Here is a 20,212-nt window from a genome sequence, read left to right as displayed (position 1 = left end):
TCCCTAGGGAACTTCGGTGTGCGGGGGGTGCGGGTCTCAGGCGGCCTGGGCCGGGGAGTGGTGCCCCCGGCGTGTGACGGCGGCGGTGAGGCGGTCCAGGAAGATGGCCAGGATGACCACCGAGATGCCGGCCTCGAACCCGAGCGCGCCGTCGTTGCGGGTGATGCCCTGGTAGACCGCGCTTCCCAGGCCTCCCGCGCCGACCATGCCCGCGATGACGACCATCGACAGGCCGAGCATGATGACCTGGTTGACCCCGGCCATGATGGTGGGCAGGGCCAGCGGCAGCTGGATCCCGGTGAGGATCTTCCGGCTGGGAGCCCCGAAGGCCTCGCCGGCCTCCACCAACTCCTTGTCGATCTGACGGATACCCAGCTCGGTCAGGCGCACACCGGGGGGCATCGCGAACACGATGGTGGCGACCACACCGGGCACCGCGCCGATGGAGAAGAAGAAGATCGCCGGGATCAGGTAGACGAAGGCGGGCAGCGTCTGCATCAGGTCCAGGACCGGCTTGACGATCTTGCTGACCACGTCGTTGTAGGCCGCCAGGATGCCGATGGGGATCGCGATGACCACGGCGATGGCGCTGGCCACGAGCACCAGGCCCAGGGTGTCCATGGCGTTGGCCCACTGGCCGACCGAGGCCACCAGGGCGAGGGAGACGAAGCCGAACAGGCCCATCTTCCATCCCGCCACCGACAGGGCCAGGAGGCTCAGCAACAGGATCATCAGGAGCGCTCTGGGGTCGCTGACCAGGGCGGGCAGGGCGAGCCAGCCGAGCAGGACGACCACGAGCCAGCCGCCGGCGACGACGCCCGTGCGCACACGGGTGCCCCGGTCGAGCATGCCCAACACGGTGACGGCGACGAGGAAGAGCAGCGAGATGCAGAAGTAGGCGTCCACGTACTGCTGGTCGAACAGGTTCATCGCCCACAGGAAGATCTGTGGGGGCAGCGCGTTGATGATCGTGTTGCCGAACGCGAACTGCGCCTGCGACACGTAGAGCAGCGAGACCACGGCGACGATCGCCACCAGCGGCAGACGCCGGCTGCGCAGCAACGGGACCGCGATGATCACGGCAGCGATGAAGGCGAGCTGCCCCGCCGCCGGGTCGGTGAAGAAGCCGGCCAGCGCGCCCACGGCCCAGCGGATGAAATCACCGATGGCGTCGAAGACGGGACCGAAGTTGCTCTTGAGCCAGGCGTTGAAGGCTTCGAAGCCCTCGCCGATCGGCAGGCTCGGCGGGAAGTCGACCGGTGTCACGACGTCTCCTTTCCGGTGCCGAGGGCGGCGAGCACGGAGCTACGCGTCACGGTGCCCAGCACGCTGCCGTCCTCGGCGACCACCCGGAGGCTGTCGGAGGAGGAGGCGCTGGAGTACAGGTCGGCGACAGGAGTGTCGGCGGCGACCCGGGGCGCGTCCGCGCCGGCCGAGGGAGCGTCGGGGTCGATCACGGAGGCGGCGGTGAGCACGCGGGTACGATCGACGTCCTCGATGAACCGCTCGACGTAGTCGTTGGCGGGCTCGCTGAGGATCTCCTGCGCGGTGCCGATCTGCGCGACGCGGCCGTCGCGGAGCACACAGATGCGGTCTCCGAGGCGCATGGCCTCGTTGAGGTCGTGCGTGATGAAGACGATGGTCTTGCCCAGGCTCGCCTGGAGCTCGATCAACTGTGTCTGCATGTCCCGCCGGATGAGCGGGTCCAGAGCGCTGAACGCCTCGTCCATGAGGATGATGTCGGTGTCCGCGGCCAGGGCCCGGGCCAGGCCCACGCGCTGCTGCATACCGCCGGAGAGCTGTTGGGGGAACTTGTCCTCCCAGCCGCCGAGCCCCACCAGTCCGAGGGTCTCGCGGGCCTTCTCGTAGCGTTCCCCGCGCGGGAGTCCGCGCAGTTCCAGGCCGTAGGCGGCGTTCTCCAGCACGGTGCGGTGCGGCAGAAGCGCGAAGTGCTGGAAGACCATGCTGATCTTCTCGCCCCGCAGCTTCAGAAGACTCTTCTTGTTGAGGGCGGTGATGTCCACGCCATCGATCTCGACCGTTCCCGAAGTGGGTTCCAGGAGACCGTTGAGCATGCGGATCAAGGTGGACTTCCCCGATCCCGACAGGCCCATGACGACGAAGATCTCGCCAGGTTCGACCTCGAAGGACACGTCGATGACGGCTGCCGTCACGTCGAGGTCGGCGATGGTGTCACGGTGACTGCCGTCCGAGAGACGCTCGACGGCGGCTCTGGACTGTTTACCGAACACCTTGTACAGGTGGTCTGCGCGTACTGCTGGCACGGTCTCCTCGTGGGGCTGTCCCGGTCGCGGGTCATGCCAAGGAGCGCATCCGTCCCTTCGGCGACCCGCGGTCATCGCAGGTGAGCGGCCTACGCGGAGCCCTCCCGCGCGCCCTCACCGGATCAGAGCCGCCACCTGGTTCACGTCGGGGGCAAACCATACCGAGGTATGTACCCCCAGTTCAGGCAGTATGTAACCGGGAAATAACATGTTTAACCTGCGCAAAAACCATCTGTCGACCTATGGCAGTGGATGCGGAGGCCCGAGAAGCGCGATATGTGATGTATACCACCCTCTCCTAAACAGTGATTTCCATCACGAAAAGGATACGGGCAGGTCAATCGACGGAACGTGTCTGTTCATGACCGTACCGTAAACGGTTCGGTGTTGTCTGCCCTCAAATGTGGGTTCGCGTGAAGTTCTGGTGGGACCTGGACGGCGTCGGTCCGCGCTGACCCTGGTAGCGGGACCCGTAGGTCGCGGAACCATAGGAGTGCTCCGCCGGCGAGGAGAGGCGGAACAGGCACAGCTGGCCGATCTTCATCCCCGGATAGAGCTTGATGGGGAGTGTGGCCACGTTGGACAGTTCCAGGGTGACGTGCCCGGAGAAACCGGGATCGATGAACCCCGCCGTGGAGTGGGTGAGCAGCCCCAGTCGTCCCAGGGAGCTCTTGCCCTCCAGTCGGCTGGCGAGATCGGTGGGAAGGGTGACCATCTCGTAGGTGGACGCCAGGACGAATTCCCCCGGATGCAGGATGAAGGCCTCTTCGCCGTCGGCCTCCACCAACCGGGTGAGGTCCGGTTGCTCGACCGAGGGGTCGATGTGCGGGTACTTGTGGTTCTCGAACACCCGAAAGAAGCGGTCCAGCCGTACGTCGATGCTCGACGGTTGGACGAGGCCGGGATCGAAGGGGTCGATCTTGACCCGCCCGGCGTCGATTTCTGACCTGATATCGCGATCGGAGAGCAACACGCTCTGAAACCTACCGCTTGCACCGGCGACGCAGCCCACATGGGGTGAGGAGGCGGTGCGCGGGGGGTTTCATGACACAGCGTGACGGGGATCGACTTGCCCAGCGGCCCCGGAGTTGGGCTAGGATGACATGCGTCGCCGATCGGTTCTCGCCGACGAGCGCAGCGCGGATGTAGTTCAATGGTAGAACTTCAGCTTCCCAAGCTGATAACGCGGGTTCGATTCCCGTCATCCGCTCCAGACACGCGAACGGCCAGGTGGCCCGGTGCAGACCGGACCCCTGGCCGTTGCGCTTGCGCGGGATGTTGTCCCCGCCCGTGCGCTTGCGCGGGATGTTGTCTTCGCCGTTGCGCTTGCGCGGGGTGTTGTCCCCGCCCGTGCGCTTGCGCGGGGTGTTGTCCCCGCCCGTGTTCTCCGTGTTCTCCGTGACGCTTCTCTGGCAAGTCTGGCAAGCGGCGCGTTGCGACAAGCCTGTCCGGCCCGCCGCCGCTCTGCCTGATCTTGCTCCGGGCGTCACTGTCGGGCGCCCCCGGTGACGCCCGGAGCAAGATCCACTGGTTCGTTCCGCCGCCTCCGACCCCGGCCGCCCGAGTGGAGAAGCGCGCCTTTTCCCGGTGATCTTGCTCGGGGCGTCACTGCCAAGCGTTCTCAGTGACGCTGGGAGCAAGATCACGGGGGAAGTGGCGGACCAAGGACTGCTTGACCTTGACAGAGGAGCGCCCCCGGCGGGCCAGCGCACCCGGCACGAGGCACCCCGCCATGTCCGCAGGCCAGCGCACCCGGCACGAGGCACCCCGCCATGTCCGCGGGCCGGCGCACCCAGAAGGCACCCCCCCTGGCCGTATGCGGCCATCTTCCCTTCGGAGCCACCCGGATCCGCCATCGTGGGGAGATGACGACTCCTGTCCCCCTGTGGCGTCCCCTCACCCCCGATGACGTGGACGCCTGGGCCGCCCTTTTCGCCGCCGCCGAACAGCACGAACCGACCGGAGAGCACATCGGTCGCGAGGAGCTGCTCGACGACCTGCACGATCCCGGCCTTCCTCCCGAGGCCACCACGAGCGCCTGGCTGAACGATCGGATGGTCGCCTATGCCCTGCTGCGAGTACAGGACACCGCGGACACGGTTCACCGCGCGCGTCTCGAAGCCCTCGTCCATCCCGGGCAACGGAACGCGCGGATGTCCCGGCAGCTCCTGGACTGGGTCGAGGAGACCTCCGCACAGGCCCACGCGGACACCCGTGGCCGCGTTGAACGGGAGGTCCAGATCTTCGTCCACGACCGTCAACGCTGGATGGCCGACGTCCTGGCCTCGGGCGGTTTCCGCCCTGTGCGATGGTTCGTCGACATGGCCATGGACATCACCGCATCCGAGCCGTCGGCGGCACCGCCCGGAGGACTACGCGTCGTCCCGTTCGGGGAGGAGTACGCGGAAGCCACACGAGTGGCCTACAACGATGCCTTCCGTGAACACTGGGGAAGCGCCGAGGTCGCCCCCGACGCCTGGCTGCACAAGGTCCGCGCCACCACGTTCCGTCCCGAACTCTCGTTCCTGGCGCTCACCCCCGAGAACGAGGTCGCCTCCTTCGTCCTCGTCTCCCACTATCCCGCCGAACACGAGACGACGGGCCGCAAGGAATTGTCGATCACCAACGTCGGCACCCGCCAGGCCTGGCGCCGGCAGGGCATGGCCGGCACGCTGATCGGTCGAGCCCTCGCCGCCGGCCACGAACGGGGTTACCAAGGAGCCCGCATCGGTGTGGACACCTCCAACCAGAGCGGAGCCCCGCGTCTTTACACCGGGATCGGTTTCACCAAGGTCCACCGATGGACGGTCTACTCTCGCCGTGTTCGTCGCGACCGCGCTCCGGTGGTCGCTTTCGGCTCCGAAAGTGACCACCAGGGCACGGTCGCCACAAGATCACCGTGGAAGGGCGGGGCGACGCGGACCACCCACCCCTGTCCCCCAGGTAGAACCTGATTCCGTTCTGATCTCCGTACCGGGCAGGGTTTCGGTCATCATTCCTGGTCAGAACGGGTGCGTGTTTCAGCATGGGCTCTGAGGGCACGGGGGTGCGGCAGGAGGTGCCCTTTGTGGATACCGGAATCATTCTCATTATCTCGCTGATAGCGCTCCTCGTCATCGTCGCGGTGATCGCGTTCGTGGCGCGTTCCTCGCTCCTGCCGGGCCGGCGCACCGCCAGGCTCAAGAAGCGCTTCGGTCCGGAGTACGACCGGGCCGTGAGAGCGCACGGGGACTCGGACGCGGCCGAACGTGATCTGTCCGAACGGCTCAAACGCCGTGAGGGCATGAGCATCCGCGACCTCACCGACCAGGAGCGCAGGGCTCACGCCGACGCGTGGGCCGCGGTCCAGCAGGAATTCGTGGACGCTCCCGTGCAGGCCGTCCAGGACGCCCGCCTCACGGTGGGGGCGATCATGGCCGATCGCGGCTATCCCGCTCCCCCGGCCCCCGCGGACACCGACGAGGGTTTCGAACACCGTCTCCGGGACCTGTCGGTGGACCATCCCACGGCGGTCGCCGGTCTACGGCGCACCCAGGACGCGGGTCGGCTCGCCGAGTCTGACGAGAGCCGCACCGAGTACCTGCGTGAGGCACTGGTGGCCTACCGCGACCTGGTGGGCGCCCTGCTGGGCGGACCGCCCGCGGTCGACGGCACCGTCGGGGCGGCGGGCGCGCGGACGAGCGTGCCGGGACACCATCCGGAGAGGCGAACGGAGGAAGGACGATGAACCGTCCCGAGAATCCCCTCATGGACACGGGAACACGGAAGCACGGGTCGGAACGGGTCGAGCCGGGGGGCTCCCCGGGTACGGCCGGCCCTGTGAGGGTCGACGCGGAGGTGCACGACGCCGCCGCGCCCCCTGAGGGTGGGGCCATGGTGTCGGACGGCCGAGGAGGCCGGGAACGCGGAGCCGCGCCCACGGGGGCGTCGCGGAGGACCGCGCAGACGAGGGAACCCGCCCAGGCGGACTCCTCGGACTCCTCGGGGGAGTCGTGGAGGCTGCGGCCCCGCGGGCTGGACCCGCGGGAGGTACGCGACCGTTGGGTCGCGGCCCAGGGCGAGTTCGTCGACGACCCCTCGCAGGCCGTGCGCGACGCCGACGCGCTGGCGGCGCGGGTCGCCGAGGCCGTGGTCGCCGAGATCGAGGCCCGGCGTGCCGACCTCCGCTCCGCCTGGGACGGCGGCAGCGGTACGGACACCGAGTCGCTCAGGGTGGCCCTGCGCGACTACCGCTCCTTCGTCGAGCACCTGGCCGGTGAGCGCGTCTGACCGGCCGGCCCCACGAGGGGCCGTCGCGAAAAGGGGGGTGCGGGACCACGGGTCCCGCACCCCCCTTCGCGTCGTCCGTGGTCGGTAACGCCGTGTCCGTGGATCCGGAGGACCTTCCTCACCGCATCCCCTCTCGTCGCATCACGACTGGTCGACGGGGACCCGAGGAGCACCCTCCCCCGGTTCGGTCGCCGTCCCGCGCGTCCTGGAGAAGAGGACGCGCGACGACCTCGGCCGAGGGCACCGCGGAGTCCGTCCGGCCAGGGCGTTCCGGCCGGACGGGCCCGGTTTCGCCGAAGGTGCCCCGAACCCGTGTCAGCTGTAGCATCGAGGCCGATTCTTCTCCCCCGTCCGCGTGTCCCCGGTCCCGGTGAGAACCGCGTGGCGGGACCTTCGGCACACACGGGAACGGGCATTCATGGACGTTGAAGAGACCCAGGTCATGACCAGGACCGGCGAGTTCACCAGCACCACGCTGAGCTGGGACACCGCTGTTCGCGGCCGTGTCGCCGCGGCGGTCGACCGCCTCAGCGGCCCGTTGAACGACCTCATCGAGCGCGACGCCAACGACGGGGACACCCGCATGCTCGTGGCCGACTTCTTCGACGTGGGGCTGAACTACAGCAAGTACCAGGACATGACCACCGAGTACCGGACCAGCGGGGACTCGATCGACTACGCGATCGTGCGGGACGGCAAGCTGTTCGCCCCGGTGGAGGTGCGGCGGGTCGGACAAGAGCTCGACCAGCGCAACATCCAGACCGCCCGGCGCCTGGCCGCGGAGGAGGGCGCCGAATGGGTGTTCCTCACCAACGGCCGCCTGTGGAAGGTCTACCACCTGCGCCCCACCGAGGACGGCGGCAACCGGCCGGTGGAGATCCTCGACGTGGACCTCACGGACACCGACGCCTACCACCGCAACCTCGACGCCTTGTTCCACATCAGCCACGAGGCCGTCGAACACGGCCGCCTGGACAACCTGCGCAGGTGGAAGGAGTCCATCGAGGCGGCTCCGCTCGCCGAGATCGTGCGCGGCGACGCCGTGGTCGAGGCCGTCCGCGCCGAACTGCGCGCCGCCACCGGCCATCCGGGACACGAGGGCGAGACCGACGAGGTGCGCCGCGCCCTGGTCGAGGAGGTCATCGCCCGGGGTCTGCTGGCGGACTGAAGACCCGCCAGACCCCTCCCCCACGCCCCCGGCACTCCCCGGGGGCTTTCCCTTTGCCCCCATTGACAGCCGTGAGGGGCGACACAACAATGATCATACTATTGGGAGCGCTCCCAGCGCTTCCGGCCGCTCACCCCCCGGCGGAAGGACCCCCCTTTGAGCCCGGCACGAAGAACAACGGCCATGGCGCTCGGCGCCACGGCCGCACTCAGCGCGAGCCTCCTCGTGGCCTCCCCCGTCCAGGCCGACGACGAACCCGTCGAACAGATCGTCAACGGCGACTTCGCGGACGGCACCACCGGTTGGTGGGCGACGGAGGGGATCGACCTCGCCGTCACCGACGACGGTGTCCTGTGCGTGGACGTCCCCGGCGGCACCGGCGACCCATGGGACCAGATCATCGGCCAGAACGACGTCCCCCTCGTGGCCGGAGAGTCCTACGCCTTCTCCTTCACCGCCTCGGGAGCCGACGCCCGCCCCGTGCGCGCCCTGGTCCAGGAACCCGTGGACCCTTGGCGCACCCAACTGGACGAGCGGCCCGTACTCTCCGGCGAGTCCGCGCGTTACGAGTACGTGTTCACCGCCTCGGCGGACATGGCCGACGCACAGGTCGCCTTCCAGATCGGCGGCGCCGACGAGGACTGGACCTTCTGCCTGGACGACGTGTCCCTGCTGGGCGGCGCGGAGCCGCCCGTGTACGAGCCCGACACCGGCCCTCGCGTCCGGGTCAACCAGGTCGGCTACCTGCCGCAGGGCCCCAAGAACGCCACCGTGGTCACCGACGCGGAGGAGGCCCTGCCCTGGGAGCTGGCCGACGCCGACGGCACGGTCGTGGCCGAGGGGCTCACCGTGCCCCGGGGCCTGGACGCGTCTTCGGGCCAGAACGTGCACACCGTCGACTTCGGTGCCCTCACCCGGCCGGGCGAGGGCTACACGCTGACGGCGGACGGGGAGACCAGCCACCCCTTCGACGTCTCGTCCGACCTCTACGGCGCGCTGGCCACGGACGCCCTGGAGTTCTACTACACCCAGCGCAGCGGCATCGAGATCCTCGACGAGATCGCGCCCGGGTACGGACGCCAGGCCGGGCACGTCGGTGTCGCGCCCAACCAGGGGGACACCGAGGTCACCTGCCACCCCTCCTCCCCGTGCGACTACGCGCTCGACGTGTCGGGGGGCTGGTACGACGCGGGCGACCACGGCAAGTACGTGGTCAACGGCGGCATCTCCGTCCACCAGCTGATGAGCGTCTACGAACGCGCCCACACCGCGCCGACCGGGGACCCCGCCCGGGTCGCCGACTCCACCCTGGCCGTCCCCGAGCGGGACAACGACGTACCGGACGTGTTGGACGAGGCCCGCTGGCAGATGGAGTTCCTCCTGTCCATGCAGGTCCCCGAGGGTGAGGAGCTCGCGGGGATGGCGCACCACAAGGTGCACGACGAACGTTGGACCGGTCTGCCCCTGATGCCCGCCGACGACCCCCAGCCCCGCTACCTGCACCCGCCGTCGACCGCCGCCACGCTGAACCTGGCCGCGTCCGCCGCCCAGTGCTCCCGGGTGTTCGCCCCCTACGACGCCGACTTCGCGGCCGACTGCCTGGAGTCCGCCGAGACGGCCTGGGAGGCGGCCGTCGCCGAACCCGAACGCTACGCCACCGCCGGCGGCGAGGGAGGCGGTCCCTACGACGACACCGACGTGACCGACGAGTTCTACTGGGCCGCGGCCGAGCTGTACCTGGCCACCGGGGACGATGTCTACGAGGAGGCGGTGACCTCCTCGGAACTGCACACCGGGGACGTCTTCTCCGAGTACGGCTTCAGTTGGCAGAGCACCGGCGCGCTCGGTCGCCTGCAACTGGCCACCGTGCCCAGCGCCCTGGACGACCGCGACCGGGTCCGCGACTCCGTGGTCGAGGGCGCCGAGCGGTACGCGCGGGCGGTGGAGGAGCACCCGTACGGGATCGCCTACGCGCCCGAGAACGGTGAGTTCGTCTGGGGTTCCAACAGCCAGGTGCTCAACAACCTGGTGGTCGTGGCGACCGCCTACGACATCACCGGCGACGTCCGCTTCCGCGACGCCGTCGCGGAGGGGATGGACTACGTCCTCGGGCGCAACGCGTTGAACCGGTCCTACGTGACCGGGTACGGCACCAACGATTCGGTCAACCAGCACAGCCGTTGGTACGCCAACCAGCTGGACCCGAGCCTGCCCAACCCGCCCCCCGGGACCCTGGCCGGAGGCCCCAACTCCGACGCCTCCACCTGGGACCCCGTGGCCCAGGCCAACCTGGCCGGATGCGCCCCCCAGTTCTGCTACATCGACCACATCGACTCCTGGGCGACCAACGAGCTGACCATCAACTGGAACGCCCCGCTGGCCTGGGTGGCCGGGTTCCTGGCCGACCAGGGCGACGCCGCCCTCCCCGCCGGCGCGCCGTGTCAGGTCGACTACGAGATCCAGGGCCAGTGGCGGGAGGGCTTCACCGCCCAGGTGACCGTCCGCAACACGGGCGAGGAGCCCGTGGAGGGCTGGGAGCTGGTGTGGTCCTTCACCGGAGGACAGTACGTGGACCGCCACTGGAGCGCTGTCCTGTCCCAGTCGGGCCACTCGGTGACGGCCCGCAACGCGGACTGGAACGCCACCATCGCTCCGGGCGGGGAGGTCACGTTCGGCTTCCTCGGCGGGCTCCCGTCCGGAGCCAACTCCGTTCCCGCGAGGTTCACCCTCAACGAGTCCGTCTGCGCCTGACGGGGGTGTGAGGAGCACCCGCCCGCAAGACCCCTCTCCAAGGGAAGAGGTGGGGCCCCGCAGAGAGCGCGGGGCCCCGCCCGCCTGCCCGCACGTCCTCGGCGCCTCGCCCGTTTCCGTGTCCGCAGGGCCGGGCGGGGCGCGGAGCCGTCGTCCCTAGTCCAGGGGGATCCGCAGCACGCGGTCGTCCCCCTCCGACGGGCTTCCGTAGTCGTCGCGGTTGCTGGTGGTCGACCACAGGCCCCCACCGTCGGGCGTGGCCACCACCGTGCGCAGACGCCCGTACTCCCCCCGGTGGTGTTCGACCGGTTCGCCGACCCCGCCGTCCCCGGTGAGCGGCACCTCCCATAGACGCTCGCCGCGCAGCGCGGCCACCCACAGGGAACCGCCCGCGATCGCCGCTCCGCTGGGCGAGGCCTCCGCGGGACTCCAGGTCACCAGCGGATCGACGTACTCGTCCCCGCCGCCGGGACCCTCCACTTCGGGCCACCCGTAGTCGCCTCCGGGTTCGATCAGGTTGACCTCGTCCAGCTCGTCCTGGCCGAACTCGGTGGCGTACAGGTCGCCCTCCTCGTCCCAGGCCAGCCCCTGCACGTTGCGGTGCCCGTAGCTGTAGACGTGGTCGTCGAAGGGGTTGTCCGGGGCGGGGTCCCCCTCGGGGGTCATGCGCAGGATCTTGCCCGCCAGGGAGTCGGTGTCCTGGGACGACTCCTTCAGACCGGCGTCCCCCGTGCCCGCGTACAACAGGCCGTCGGGACCGAACGCGATCCGACCTCCGTTGTGGTGGGAGGCGGAGGGGATGCCGTCGAGGATCACCTCCTCCGCGCTCAGAGCCTCGTCCTCGGGGTCGTACTCCCAGCGGCTGATCCGGTTGTCGGAGGCGGAGGTGTAGTAGGTGTACACGTACGGCCGCGTGGGGAAGTCCGGGTGCACGGCCAGGCCCAGCAGGCCGCCCTCCCCGCCGGGGACCGCCTCCTCCACCGTTCCGACGTCCGTCACGGTGCCGTCCTCGGTCACCCGCACGATCTCGGCCGAGTCGCGTTCGGCGATCAGGGCGGAGCCGTCGGGAAGGAAGTCCAGGCCCCAGGGCACCTCCAGCCCCGAGGTCACCTCCTCCGGTCGTCCGGCTTCGGCGGAGACCTCCGGCGCATCCTCCACCGTGTCACCGCCGTCCGGTGCCCCGCCCTCGCCCTCGGGGGCGCCGCACCCGGCGAGCAGGGTCAGGGCCGCGAGCGCGCAGGCCGTACGGAACGCCGCGCCCATGGCCACCGTGGATCCCATGTCGTCCTCCGTTCCCGGGCGTCGCCGTCACTCTCGCACGGCGCCCCCGCGTGTACCGCTCTCGGTGTCCTCGTGCCCCTCGTACAGCTCCTCGATCAGGCGTGTCAGGTCGGTGAGCATCGCACTGTGCACCGACCACAGGCTCGGGTCCCCGTACTCCCCCAACCGGCTCCTCACCTGCGAGATCTCCTCGAACGCCCGCTCCAGGCACGCGCTCAGGTCCCGCGAGAACGTCTCGCGTTCGGGTTCCTCGGTCTGGCGGATCGTCTCGAAGACGTCGGCGGCGGTGTCCAGGAGGGAGGCGAACACGCGGAGGAAGGAGTCACTCGGCTCTGGGAAGTGCGACCGGGAACTGAAGGAGGCCGACAGGGTCCGCAGAAGGGACTGTAGGTGCCATGAGGATCGGCTCAGGGCGGTGATCCAGTCGCGGTAGGCGACGGGCACCCACGCGGGAGGGGCCCCGGCCACCAGCCTCCTCGGGTTCAGACGGACCCGGTACTCCTGCTCCGACACCGATTCCCTGGCGTTGCGCGCGGTGGCGTCGAAGCCGTCCGCGGTCTGCCTCCAGTAGCCGAGGTCGCCGAGCCCGTCGCTCCCCTCGCGGAAACCGTCCGCCATCCGACGGCAGAGACCGCCCAGGCCGTCGGCGAAGTCCAACACCGCGCTCTTGACGTCACGGAAACGGATGGTGGGGGCGAAGACCATGTTCGTCACCAGGGCCGTGCCCGCTCCCAGCAGCACCATGAGCAGGAGGGACACCAGGTCCGCGACGCTGGTCGCGGTACCGCCGGCGAGGGCGAACGCCGCGATCACGGGAATCTGCTTGCCCTGTTCGCCGAAGAACGGGAACTGACCCAACACCATCGTGAACAGCACGACGAGGGCGAACGCCCACAGGTCCGGTCCGATGGTGAGTCCGGTCAGTCCGGCGATGAGGGCGCCGAGGAAGACCGCGGCCACGTAGCGGCCGGACTGGAGCACCGAACCGTACACACTGGGCCGCACCACCAGCAGGGCGGAGAAGGGGGCGAATCCGACCTGGGGTGAGTCCACGATGAGCAGGCCCAGCGCCCAGGCGCAGGTCGAGGCGATGACGCACTTGATGATGACGACGGCGGTCTCCCGCTCGTAGCCCCGCCTGCTGACGGCCCGGTACACCTTGTCGCTCCACCGGCTCCAGGCCTCCCTCAGCCACCGCACTACCACTTCCCGCCCGTCCTTTCGGTTCCTCTCCCCCAGGAGTTCGGCGTCATCGGCGTATCGGCGTATCGGCGTCCACGGGACACGGCGGCCTCCGGTCGTCCTCCCCGCGAAGGCGGGGCCGCACCAGGACCCAGGACCTCCGAGCAGGCCCCGGCGACGTACGCACAGGTGGGGGTGGAGTCTCTTTCGGCGCACGCCGCCGGGCCGTACTCCCGTCCGGTTCCCCTCGCGGGTCCTCGGCCGTTCGCCTCCCGTCGCCATGGTCGTCACGACTACCCAGGGACGACTCCTTCACGCCGCCGTACCGAGGCGTGTGAAAGCGCGCGCACCGGTCAGGGGAGAAGGGCATACAAGGTGCGAAGGGAGCCGTGAGATGAGCAGGAAACAGGACGCCCCTCCCAGACATCCCCTGATCAGGGGCGCCGTACGGGGCACTGTGGGCGCGATGGCCATGAGCGGTGCGCGCCAGGTCGCGGTCGGGATGGGGTTCGTCGAACGTACGCCGCCCGAGGCCGTTCTGGCCGAGGGCGTGCCCGCCGTCCTGGAGAGCGTCCCCCCGCACCGGAGGAAGGCCGCGATCGAGCTGGCCCACTGGGGTTACGGGGCGGCGGCGGGCGCCATGTTCGCCTTCCTGCCCCGGGGACTGCGGAGGTCGAGGCTCACCGGCCCGGTCTACGGTGTGCTCTCCTGGGGAGTGTTCGAGCTGTTCGTCGCACCGGGCCTCGGACTCGCCCACGCCCGCAGGTCCAGACCGCAGGAGAGGTGGGCGCTCCTGCTGGACCACGTGCTCTTCGGACTCGTCGTCGGCACGCCTCCGGAGGCCACGGTGGCCGGTCCGGGAGACCCCGAGGACCACGAGGACCTGGGGGGCGAGGGGGACCGCGGGGACGACGGAAAGCACCGCGGGCGCCGCCGCGGAAGCCACCGGTCCTGACCCTGGACGGCGGTGCGTTCCGTTCCCGGACGTGGCCGCCCTCACCATCCCTCAGGAAACGGAACGTACCGAAGGGGCGAAGGACCCTCTCCCGGTCCCTCGCCCCTTCGGTGTGTCTTGTTACTCCTGGGCCTTCTGCAAGCGCACGTACGCCAGTTGGAGCCAGTCGGAGACGGCGACCGAGCTGAACACCGCTCCGGCGCCCCGGGTGAGGGTCGGCGCGAACACCAGCCCGAAGGCGTACCCGGTGGCGATCCACTGCGCGACGCAGAACGGACAGGTGATCAGCTCGCCGACCGCCCGACGGCCGCCCTGGCCGCGCACCTCCTCGGCCAACTCGGCCGGTGCCGAGACACCCTGGAAACGGGTGAAGAACGCGCGGAAGGGGCTGGTGACCGCGTCCTTGGCCAGCATCCGGGACACCTTGTGGGTGGTCAGTCCCATCAGCACCAGATCCCACGGGCCCACGTTCGCTGTCCGTCCGTCGCGCCGCAGCATACGCGCGGCGAGCAGCCCGGCCCCCACCAGGCCCGCGTAACCCGCGACCATGGCGGCGTACCCGCCCAGGGGCTGGTCGCTGTCGCCCCGGTAGGCCTCCGCCTCCTGGTAGATCGTCTCCTTGATCTCTTCGGTGGTCTCCTCAGCCATCGACCGGATTCCTCCTTCGTCTCGTGGCTTCTCCGGCTCTGCCGTTCACCCACGCGTGCAACGCCTCGGTGTCCCCCGCCTGGTCGAGGTTGACGGCCGCCTCGATCAGCGCCAGATGGGTGAACGCCTGGGGGAAGTTGCCCAGCATGGTGCCGTCGGCGTGCATCTCCTCCGCCAGCAGACCGAGGTCCCCGCCGTATCCGCACAGCTCCTCGAACCTCTCCCTGGCCTCCCCCTCCCGGCCGGCGAGCACCAGGGCGGAGACCATGTCGAAGGAGCACAGCAGGAAGGCACCCTCGGGGGTGCCGAGCCCGTCGTCGGTCAGTTCGGGGTCGTAGCGGTGGACGAGGTGGCCGTCGTCCCCCAGTTCGGCGTCCACGCGCTCCAGGGTCGCGAGCACCCGCGGGTCGTCCCCGTCCAGGAAGCCCAGCAGCGGAATCCTCAGCAGGGACCCGTCCACGTTGGAGGAGCCGTAGGACTGCCGGAAGGAACCCCTCTCGTGGTCGTAGCCGTGTTCGAGGATCTCCTCACGGACGGCCTCCCGCTCCTCACGCCACTTCTCCACCGGAAAGTCGTCCTCCCGGCCCCGTTCGGTGGCGAGCCGGATCCCCCGGTCCAGACACAGCCACGCGTAGAGCTTGGAGTGGGTCCAGTGACGGAGTCCGGACCGCACCTCCCAGATCCCCGCGTCCGGTTCCCGCCAGAGCCTGCACGCGGAGTCCACCACCGAGGCCAACTGGTCGATGTCGGCGTCCTGGAGCGCGCCCGTGGCCATCTCGTAGGACAGCGCCGCGTCCAGGATGTGCCCGTACACGTCCAGTTGGTGCTGCCCGTAGGCGTCGTTGCCCACCCGTACCGGTGTCGATCCCCTGTGACCCGAGAGGTGGTCGAGGATCTCCTCCTCCCCCGGAGGGTTCTCGTCGACCGCCTGCACCGGCGGGATCCCCCGGATCGGGTCGCCGCACATCCTCAACAGGAAGCGCAGGTAGTGACCGGCCTCCTCGGCGTGCCCCAGGCGCAGGAAGGCCAGGACGACGAGCGCGGCGTCGCGGTGCCACACGTAGCGGTAGTCCCAGTTGCGGGGTCCGCCGGGCCATTCGGGCAGTGAGGTGGTGGGGGCGGCGATCAGCGCGCCGCTCTCCTCGAAGAGCAGTCCCCGCATGGTGAGCGCGCTGCGCCGCACGTGCGTGGCGCCCACCCCCTGGTAGTCGGTCCTGTCCGACCAGGCTCGCCAGGTGTCCAGGCTCCGCCGGAGCAGACCGGCGGCCTCGCCCTGGTCGATGAGGCGCTCACCGTGCAGGTAGTCCAGGGCGAACACGGCCGTGTCCCCCTCGGAGAGCTCCACACGGTACTCCGGCACCCCGTCCTCACCGAGGCGGGGCGCGGGCACACCCGACAACAGTGGCCCCGAACGTTCCCGCAGACCTCCGTCCACGTGCTCCCACACCGGCGGGGTACGCCCGTAGTCGGGTCTGGCGTCGACCCGGGAACGCACGGACGCGCCGCCGGAGCGGCACTCGACCACGCGCAGCAGGACCCCCTCGCGGTACAGGCCCGCGCCCTCCTCCCCGGAGGAACGCACGGCGAGCAGGTCGCGGACGGCCACCTCCACGTCCGTTCCCCTCCACAGGGTCTCCAGGACGAGGGTGTCACCGACGTAGGCGCGTTCGACCGGGCGCGCGCCCTGGACCTCGATGGTCCACGAACCGCCGCGTTCGGAGTCCAGGATCCCTCCGAGGAACGACGCACCGTCGAACCGGGGCACGCACAACCAGTCGATCGTTCCTTCGGGGGTGACGAGTGCGGCCGTGCGGCAGTCCGAGAGGAAGCCGTGGTCACCGATGCGCGCCGTGTCGCTTCTCATCCCTTCCCTTTCCGTGCCGTGTCCGAGGCGGGTCTTGCTGTTGGCGCCTGCCCAGAGCGGGATCGGCGAAACGACAGTTCACGGGCTCGGGGTGAGGCGTACATGACGGTTGGTGCTCTCGGGTAGCGGGCAGTGGAGGACGGGAAGAACGCCGTTTTCGACCATGGAGGTGCCGGGTGGCCGCGAAGGCAGAGGGCCGTGTGGTGGTGGTCAGCGGGGCCAGCGCGGGCGTGGGTCGCGCGACCGCGCGAGAGTTCGCCCATCGGGGATACGCCGTGGCCCTGCTGTCCCGAGGACAGGCCGGGCTGGACGCCGCCGTGGAGGAGGCGCGCGCCGAGGGTGTGCCCGCGATGTCGGTGGCGGTGGACGTGAGCGACGCCGACGCGGTGCGCGGGGCGCTGGCACGGGTGGAGTCGGAGCTGGGCCCGGTGGACGTCTGGGTGAACTGCGCGTTCGCCACCGTGATCGCGCCCTTCATGGAGGTGGAACCGGAGGAGTACCGCCGAGTCACCGACGTCACCTACCACGGCTACGTCCACGGCACCCGTGCCGCGCTGGAGCGCATGCTGCCCCGGGACCGGGGAGTGATCGTGCAGGTCGGCTCGGCGCTGGGTTACCGGGGCATCCCGTTGCAGGCGGCGTACTGCGGCGCCAAGCACGCCATACGCGGGTTCACCGACTCCGTGCGCGCCGAACTGCTCCACCGGGGCTCGCGGATCAGATTCACGGAGGTGCACCTGCCCGCCGTCAACACACCGCAGTTCACCTGGGCGCGCTCACGTCTGAACGGCCACCGCCCGCGCCCCGTGGCGCCGGTGTACCAGCCCGAGGTCGCGGCCCGGGCGATCGTGTGGGCGGCCGAGCACCCCCGGCGTCGTCGGTACTGGGTGGGGATCTCCACCGTGGGCACCGTCCTGGGCCAGCGGTTCGCACCGCGGCTGGTGGACTGGCAGCAGGGACGCTCGGGGCCGGAGAGCCAGATGCGCGACGCCCACCCGATCACGAGGGACAACCTGTTCCACCCCCTGGACGACGTACGCGACTTCGGCGCGCACGGCGAGTTCGACGACGAGTCACGGGAGAGCAGTCTTCTCCAGGAGATGAGCCAGCGACGCCGCACCGTGGCGGCGTTGGGCGCCGCGGGCTTCGTCGCGGGCGCCGCCGGTGTCGCGGTTCTGCGAAGAGCGCGTCGAGGACTCTGAACCACGGGAACCGAACCCCGGACGAAGGGATGGGAGCATGGCTGAGCACGACACCGTCACCGAGCGGACCTGGCAGGACTTCCACGCGGTGGTGAACATGACCGGCCAGGAGCTGCGGGAGTGGCTGCTCACGGACGCCTCCGGCGAGGACGCCTTCGACAACGACCCCGCCCGCCCGGTGAGCCGGACCGGCGAGGACATCGTGAACCTGCTCAACAAGCGCCGTACGGACGTGACGGAGGACGACGCCGAGCTGATGCGCGAGGTGACGGAGTTCGTCCGGGACCAGCTGGCGGACCCGCGCCGTGAGGACGCCGAGTGGCGGCGTCGGCTGATGTCGGTGGGTCACGATCCGCTCAAACCCGACTCGGCGCGGCCCGACGAGGAACCGGACCTGGAGAGGTAGACGGAGCGGCGGGGTCGGGGGCGGGCGAGTGCCCGCCCCCGACCCGTGCGTCCGCGCCGCTCGCGGCGGGGACGCCCGTCGTCGGCGGGGGCCGGCGGTGTCCTCGCGGCTCGGCGGGCCCGGCCCTGGATGCGCGAAAGCGGCCGAACACTGTTCTGGGGCGGGGCTCGCCGAGGGACCACCCCGGCGCCGTCCGTCATCGGCGGGCCTGCCATGCTCGGGAGGGTGAACCCCTCGCCGCCTCTGACCAGGGATGATCATATGAGCACCACCGGAGAACACATCGAGATCCGCACCGCCGACGGCGTCGCCGAGGCCTACGTCGCCCGGCCGGACGGGTCCCAGGACGTTCCGGGCGTCCTGCTGTACATGGACGCCATCGGGCTGAGGCCGCAGCTGGAACGGATCGCGGACCGCATCGCGTCGTGGGGATACATCGTGCTGGTCCCCAACGTCTTCTACCGCCACGGGCGGGCCGCCGACCTCGGCCCCAAGGTCGACCTGCGCGAGCCCGGTGCCCGGCAGAAGTTCTTCCCCACCGTGGCCCCGCTCATCGCCGGCCACACACCGGAGGAGGCCGCCCGCGACCTGGAGGCCTACTCCTCGACCCTGCTCGGCCTGCCGGGGGTGGCCCGCGCCCCCTTCGGCGTCACGGGCTACTGCATGGGCGGACGGTTGGCCCTGCGCGCGGCGGCACAGATGCCGGACCAGGTGGCCGCCGTCGGCATGTTCCACACCGGCGGTCTGGTCACCGACGCCCCGGACAGCCCGCACCTCTGTGTCCCCCACGTCAGGGCCGAGGTCCTGGCGGGGCACGCCGACAAGGACGACTCGATGCCCCCGTCGGCGATCAAGGCCCTGGACGCCGAGTTCGCCCGTGCGGGCGTCAAGGCCACCACGGCCGTGTACGAGGGCGCACTCCACGGTTACTGCATGGAGGACACGTCCATGTACCACGAGCAGGCGACCGAACGCCACTACACCGAGCTGGCCGACCTGTTCGCGCGTACGCTGCGCTGAGCGATCCCCGCCCTCCCCCCGCGACCGTGCTCTCGTGGCCACGGTCCCCGGGTAGCAATCCCGCCCTCCCCCCGCGACCGTGCTTCTGTGGCCACTTTCGGCGCTGAAAACGACCACGGAAGCACGGTCGCGGCGGGCACGGGCCGCTCATCCACAGGTCAGGGATGGGGCCGGCGTCACGGGCGTGTCCTTCGGACACTGGAGGGCATGAGGAAGAACGAATCTCCAAGGCCCTCGCCGTCGGAGGGCCCCGTCGCCGCGGCCGTCGGAACCGCGTTCGGCCAGTACGGGGTCCTCAGTTGGCCGCAGGCGCGCGCCCACGGGGTGCGGCACTGCGACGTGCGCCGCCTGCGTCGGGGCGGCGCCTGGGGGAGCCCTTATCCCCAGGTGTACTCCGTCCGGTCCCTCCTCCCCTCCCCCGGTACCGACGACATGTTCCTGAGCGTGGTGATGGCCGCCCAGCTGGCCACGGGGCCCCGTGCCTTCGCCGGCGGGGAAACCGCCGCACGCCTGTGGGGCATGCGGGGACTCCGTCGGTGGGACGGTCGGGAGGTCCACATGGTCATCCCGGCGCGCGGTACCCAGCGCCACGTCCACGGGATCACCCTGCACACCTGGAACGTGCCTGAGGAGGAGGTCGTCACCCGTGGCGACCGCATCCGCCTGACGAGCCCGCGCAGGACCCTGGCGGACGTCCTCACGCGCGTGGACCGGGACACGGCGGTCTGCCTCATGGACTCGTCCCTGAACCAGGGTCTGGTCGACGACGAGGACACCGAGTGGATCGAGACGACCAATCGTGGCAGGCGGGGGTGCGTCAATGTACGCGCGTGGTGGCCCTTGGCCGACGCCCGTGCGCAGAGTCCCCTGGAGACCCGTGTCCGTCTGGTGTGCGTCGACGGCGGCCTGCCTCCCACGGCGCTTCAGCAGGGCTTCACCGACGGGTCCGGGTCTCTCATCGCCGTGGTGGACTTCTGGTGGGAGGAGCGGAGGTTGATCGGTGAGGCCGACGGGGTCGGTCCACACAGCACACCGCAGGCCCTGCTCAGGGATCGGGAGCGGCAGAACGCCCTACAGCTGTGGTACCCCGACGTTCGCGTGGTCCGGTTCACCTGGCGGGACCTCCAACGCCCCGGGTACATCCTGTCGAGCATCACCCGCGCCGGGTAGCGCTCGCCCGA

At 70.2% G+C, this 20,212-nt stretch carries 17 protein-coding genes and 1 tRNA gene; 11 read left to right on the top strand and 7 right to left on the bottom strand.

The features are described from left to right. Positions 1-36: 36 nt before the first annotated feature. The 3 genes from PFX91_RS03035 to dcd all read right to left on the bottom strand — a co-directional run bounded on the left by PFX91_RS03035 (position 37) and on the right by dcd (position 3,258). Positions 37-1,266, bottom strand: coding sequence for an ABC transporter permease (locus PFX91_RS03035; RefSeq protein WP_285729227.1), 1,230 nt, complete (start codon positions 1,264-1,266; stop codon positions 37-39). Continuing rightward, a complete protein-coding gene (locus tag PFX91_RS03030) occupies positions 1,263-2,261 on the bottom strand; it encodes a quaternary amine ABC transporter ATP-binding protein (RefSeq protein WP_285729541.1) in 999 nt (332 codons plus the stop codon). The genes PFX91_RS03035 and PFX91_RS03030 overlap by 4 nt, the downstream gene beginning before the upstream one ends. A gap of 421 nt (positions 2,262-2,682) precedes the next feature. Next, entirely contained in the window at positions 2,683-3,258 is a 576-nt protein-coding gene (gene dcd, locus PFX91_RS03025) for a dCTP deaminase (protein WP_285729226.1), read from the bottom strand. 166 nt (positions 3,259-3,424) lie between these two features. Here dcd and PFX91_RS03020 point away from each other — a divergent pair. The 6 genes from PFX91_RS03020 (at position 3,425) to PFX91_RS02995 (ending at position 10,473) form a co-directional block, all read left to right on the top strand. Continuing rightward, a tRNA-Gly gene (locus PFX91_RS03020) sits at positions 3,425-3,498 on the top strand. Positions 3,499-4,150: 652 nt separating this feature from the next. Then, positions 4,151-5,239, top strand: coding sequence for a GNAT family N-acetyltransferase (locus PFX91_RS03015; RefSeq protein WP_285729224.1), 1,089 nt, complete (start codon positions 4,151-4,153; stop codon positions 5,237-5,239). A 113-nt stretch (positions 5,240-5,352) separates the two neighbouring features. Beyond that, positions 5,353-6,012 carry a hypothetical protein gene (locus PFX91_RS03010; protein WP_285729223.1) on the top strand — a complete coding sequence of 220 codons (660 nt, stop codon included), beginning with the start codon at positions 5,353-5,355 and terminating at the stop codon, positions 6,010-6,012. Then, positions 6,009-6,554 carry a hypothetical protein gene (locus PFX91_RS03005; protein WP_285729222.1) on the top strand — a complete coding sequence of 182 codons (546 nt, stop codon included), beginning with the start codon at positions 6,009-6,011 and terminating at the stop codon, positions 6,552-6,554. Before PFX91_RS03010 ends, PFX91_RS03005 begins: the two co-directional genes overlap by 4 nt. 418 nt (positions 6,555-6,972) lie before the next feature. Next, positions 6,973-7,722 (top strand): hypothetical protein, encoded by a 750-nt coding sequence (locus tag PFX91_RS03000; protein WP_285729221.1) that lies wholly within the window; start codon positions 6,973-6,975, stop codon positions 7,720-7,722. A 183-nt stretch (positions 7,723-7,905) separates the two neighbouring features. After that, positions 7,906-10,473 (top strand): glycoside hydrolase family 9 protein, encoded by a 2,568-nt coding sequence (locus tag PFX91_RS02995; RefSeq protein WP_285729540.1) that lies wholly within the window; start codon positions 7,906-7,908, stop codon positions 10,471-10,473. A 156-nt stretch (positions 10,474-10,629) separates the two neighbouring features. Here the strand turns inward: PFX91_RS02995 and PFX91_RS02990 are convergent, their stop codons facing one another. Next, positions 10,630-11,754: a PQQ-dependent sugar dehydrogenase gene (locus PFX91_RS02990; RefSeq protein ID WP_285729220.1), complete on the bottom strand. Its 1,125-nt coding sequence runs from the start codon at positions 11,752-11,754 to the stop codon at positions 10,630-10,632. A gap of 27 nt (positions 11,755-11,781) precedes the next feature. After that, positions 11,782-12,960, bottom strand: a complete 1,179-nt coding sequence (locus PFX91_RS02985) for an FUSC family protein (protein ID WP_285729218.1) — start codon at positions 12,958-12,960, stop codon at positions 11,782-11,784. 442 nt (positions 12,961-13,402) lie between these two features. Between PFX91_RS02985 and PFX91_RS02980 the strand changes: the two genes are divergently transcribed. After that, positions 13,403-13,891, top strand: a complete 489-nt coding sequence (locus PFX91_RS02980; protein WP_285729539.1) for a hypothetical protein — start codon at positions 13,403-13,405, stop codon at positions 13,889-13,891. Between the two features lie 120 nt (positions 13,892-14,011). Here PFX91_RS02980 and PFX91_RS02975 read toward each other — a convergent pair whose 3' ends face one another. Continuing rightward, positions 14,012-14,539 carry a DUF1360 domain-containing protein gene (locus PFX91_RS02975; protein ID WP_285729216.1) on the bottom strand — a complete coding sequence of 176 codons (528 nt, stop codon included), beginning with the start codon at positions 14,537-14,539 and terminating at the stop codon, positions 14,012-14,014. Next, positions 14,532-16,403 (bottom strand): glycoside hydrolase family 15 protein, encoded by a 1,872-nt coding sequence (locus PFX91_RS02970; protein ID WP_285729214.1) that lies wholly within the window; start codon positions 16,401-16,403, stop codon positions 14,532-14,534. Before PFX91_RS02970 ends, PFX91_RS02975 begins: the two co-directional genes overlap by 8 nt. Before the next feature lie 176 nt (positions 16,404-16,579). On the opposite strand from PFX91_RS02970, the gene PFX91_RS02965 reads away from it, so the two are divergent. From PFX91_RS02965 to PFX91_RS02950, 4 genes are all read left to right on the top strand, one after another. Continuing rightward, positions 16,580-17,605, top strand: a complete 1,026-nt coding sequence (locus PFX91_RS02965; RefSeq protein WP_285729213.1) for an SDR family oxidoreductase — start codon at positions 16,580-16,582, stop codon at positions 17,603-17,605. Positions 17,606-17,642: 37 nt separating this feature from the next. Then, on the top strand, positions 17,643-18,011 hold the full coding sequence (locus tag PFX91_RS02960; protein WP_285729212.1) for a DUF3140 domain-containing protein: 369 nt from the start codon (positions 17,643-17,645) through the stop codon (positions 18,009-18,011). A gap of 261 nt (positions 18,012-18,272) precedes the next feature. Then, a complete protein-coding gene (locus PFX91_RS02955; RefSeq protein WP_285729211.1) occupies positions 18,273-19,031 on the top strand; it encodes a dienelactone hydrolase family protein in 759 nt (252 codons plus the stop codon). 207 nt (positions 19,032-19,238) lie between these two features. Further along, positions 19,239-20,201 carry a PDDEXK family nuclease gene (locus tag PFX91_RS02950; RefSeq protein WP_285729209.1) on the top strand — a complete coding sequence of 321 codons (963 nt, stop codon included), beginning with the start codon at positions 19,239-19,241 and terminating at the stop codon, positions 20,199-20,201. Positions 20,202-20,212: the final 11 nt, after the last annotated feature.

The sequence above is a fragment of the Nocardiopsis sp. ATB16-24 genome (assembly GCF_030271535.1).
Lineage (GTDB): Bacteria > Actinomycetota > Actinomycetes > Streptosporangiales > Streptosporangiaceae > Nocardiopsis.
This window is presented reverse-complemented; position numbering and strand designations above follow the sequence as displayed.

Excerpts from the sequence above, each read along its gene's own strand:
- PFX91_RS02950 (WP_285729209.1), top strand. The coding sequence starts at position 19,239 with ATGAGGAAGAACGAATCTCCAAGGCCCTCGCCGTCGGAGGGCCCCGTC.
- PFX91_RS03015 (WP_285729224.1), top strand. The coding sequence starts at position 4,151 with ATGACGACTCCTGTCCCCCTGTGGCGTCCCCTCACCCCCGATGACGTG.
- PFX91_RS02975 (WP_285729216.1), bottom strand. The coding sequence starts at position 14,539 with ATGGCTGAGGAGACCACCGAAGAGATCAAGGAGACGATCTACCAGGAG.
- PFX91_RS02970 (WP_285729214.1), bottom strand. The coding sequence starts at position 16,403 with ATGAGAAGCGACACGGCGCGCATCGGTGACCACGGCTTCCTCTCGGAC.
- PFX91_RS02955 (WP_285729211.1), top strand. The coding sequence starts at position 18,273 with ATGAGCACCACCGGAGAACACATCGAGATCCGCACCGCCGACGGCGTC.
- PFX91_RS03000 (WP_285729221.1), top strand. The coding sequence starts at position 6,973 with ATGGACGTTGAAGAGACCCAGGTCATGACCAGGACCGGCGAGTTCACC.
- PFX91_RS02980 (WP_285729539.1), top strand. The coding sequence starts at position 13,403 with ATGGCCATGAGCGGTGCGCGCCAGGTCGCGGTCGGGATGGGGTTCGTC.
- PFX91_RS02960 (WP_285729212.1), top strand. The coding sequence starts at position 17,643 with ATGGCTGAGCACGACACCGTCACCGAGCGGACCTGGCAGGACTTCCAC.
- PFX91_RS03005 (WP_285729222.1), top strand. The coding sequence starts at position 6,009 with ATGAACCGTCCCGAGAATCCCCTCATGGACACGGGAACACGGAAGCAC.
- PFX91_RS02995 (WP_285729540.1), top strand. The coding sequence starts at position 7,906 with ATGGCGCTCGGCGCCACGGCCGCACTCAGCGCGAGCCTCCTCGTGGCC.
- PFX91_RS02990 (WP_285729220.1), bottom strand. The coding sequence starts at position 11,754 with ATGGGATCCACGGTGGCCATGGGCGCGGCGTTCCGTACGGCCTGCGCG.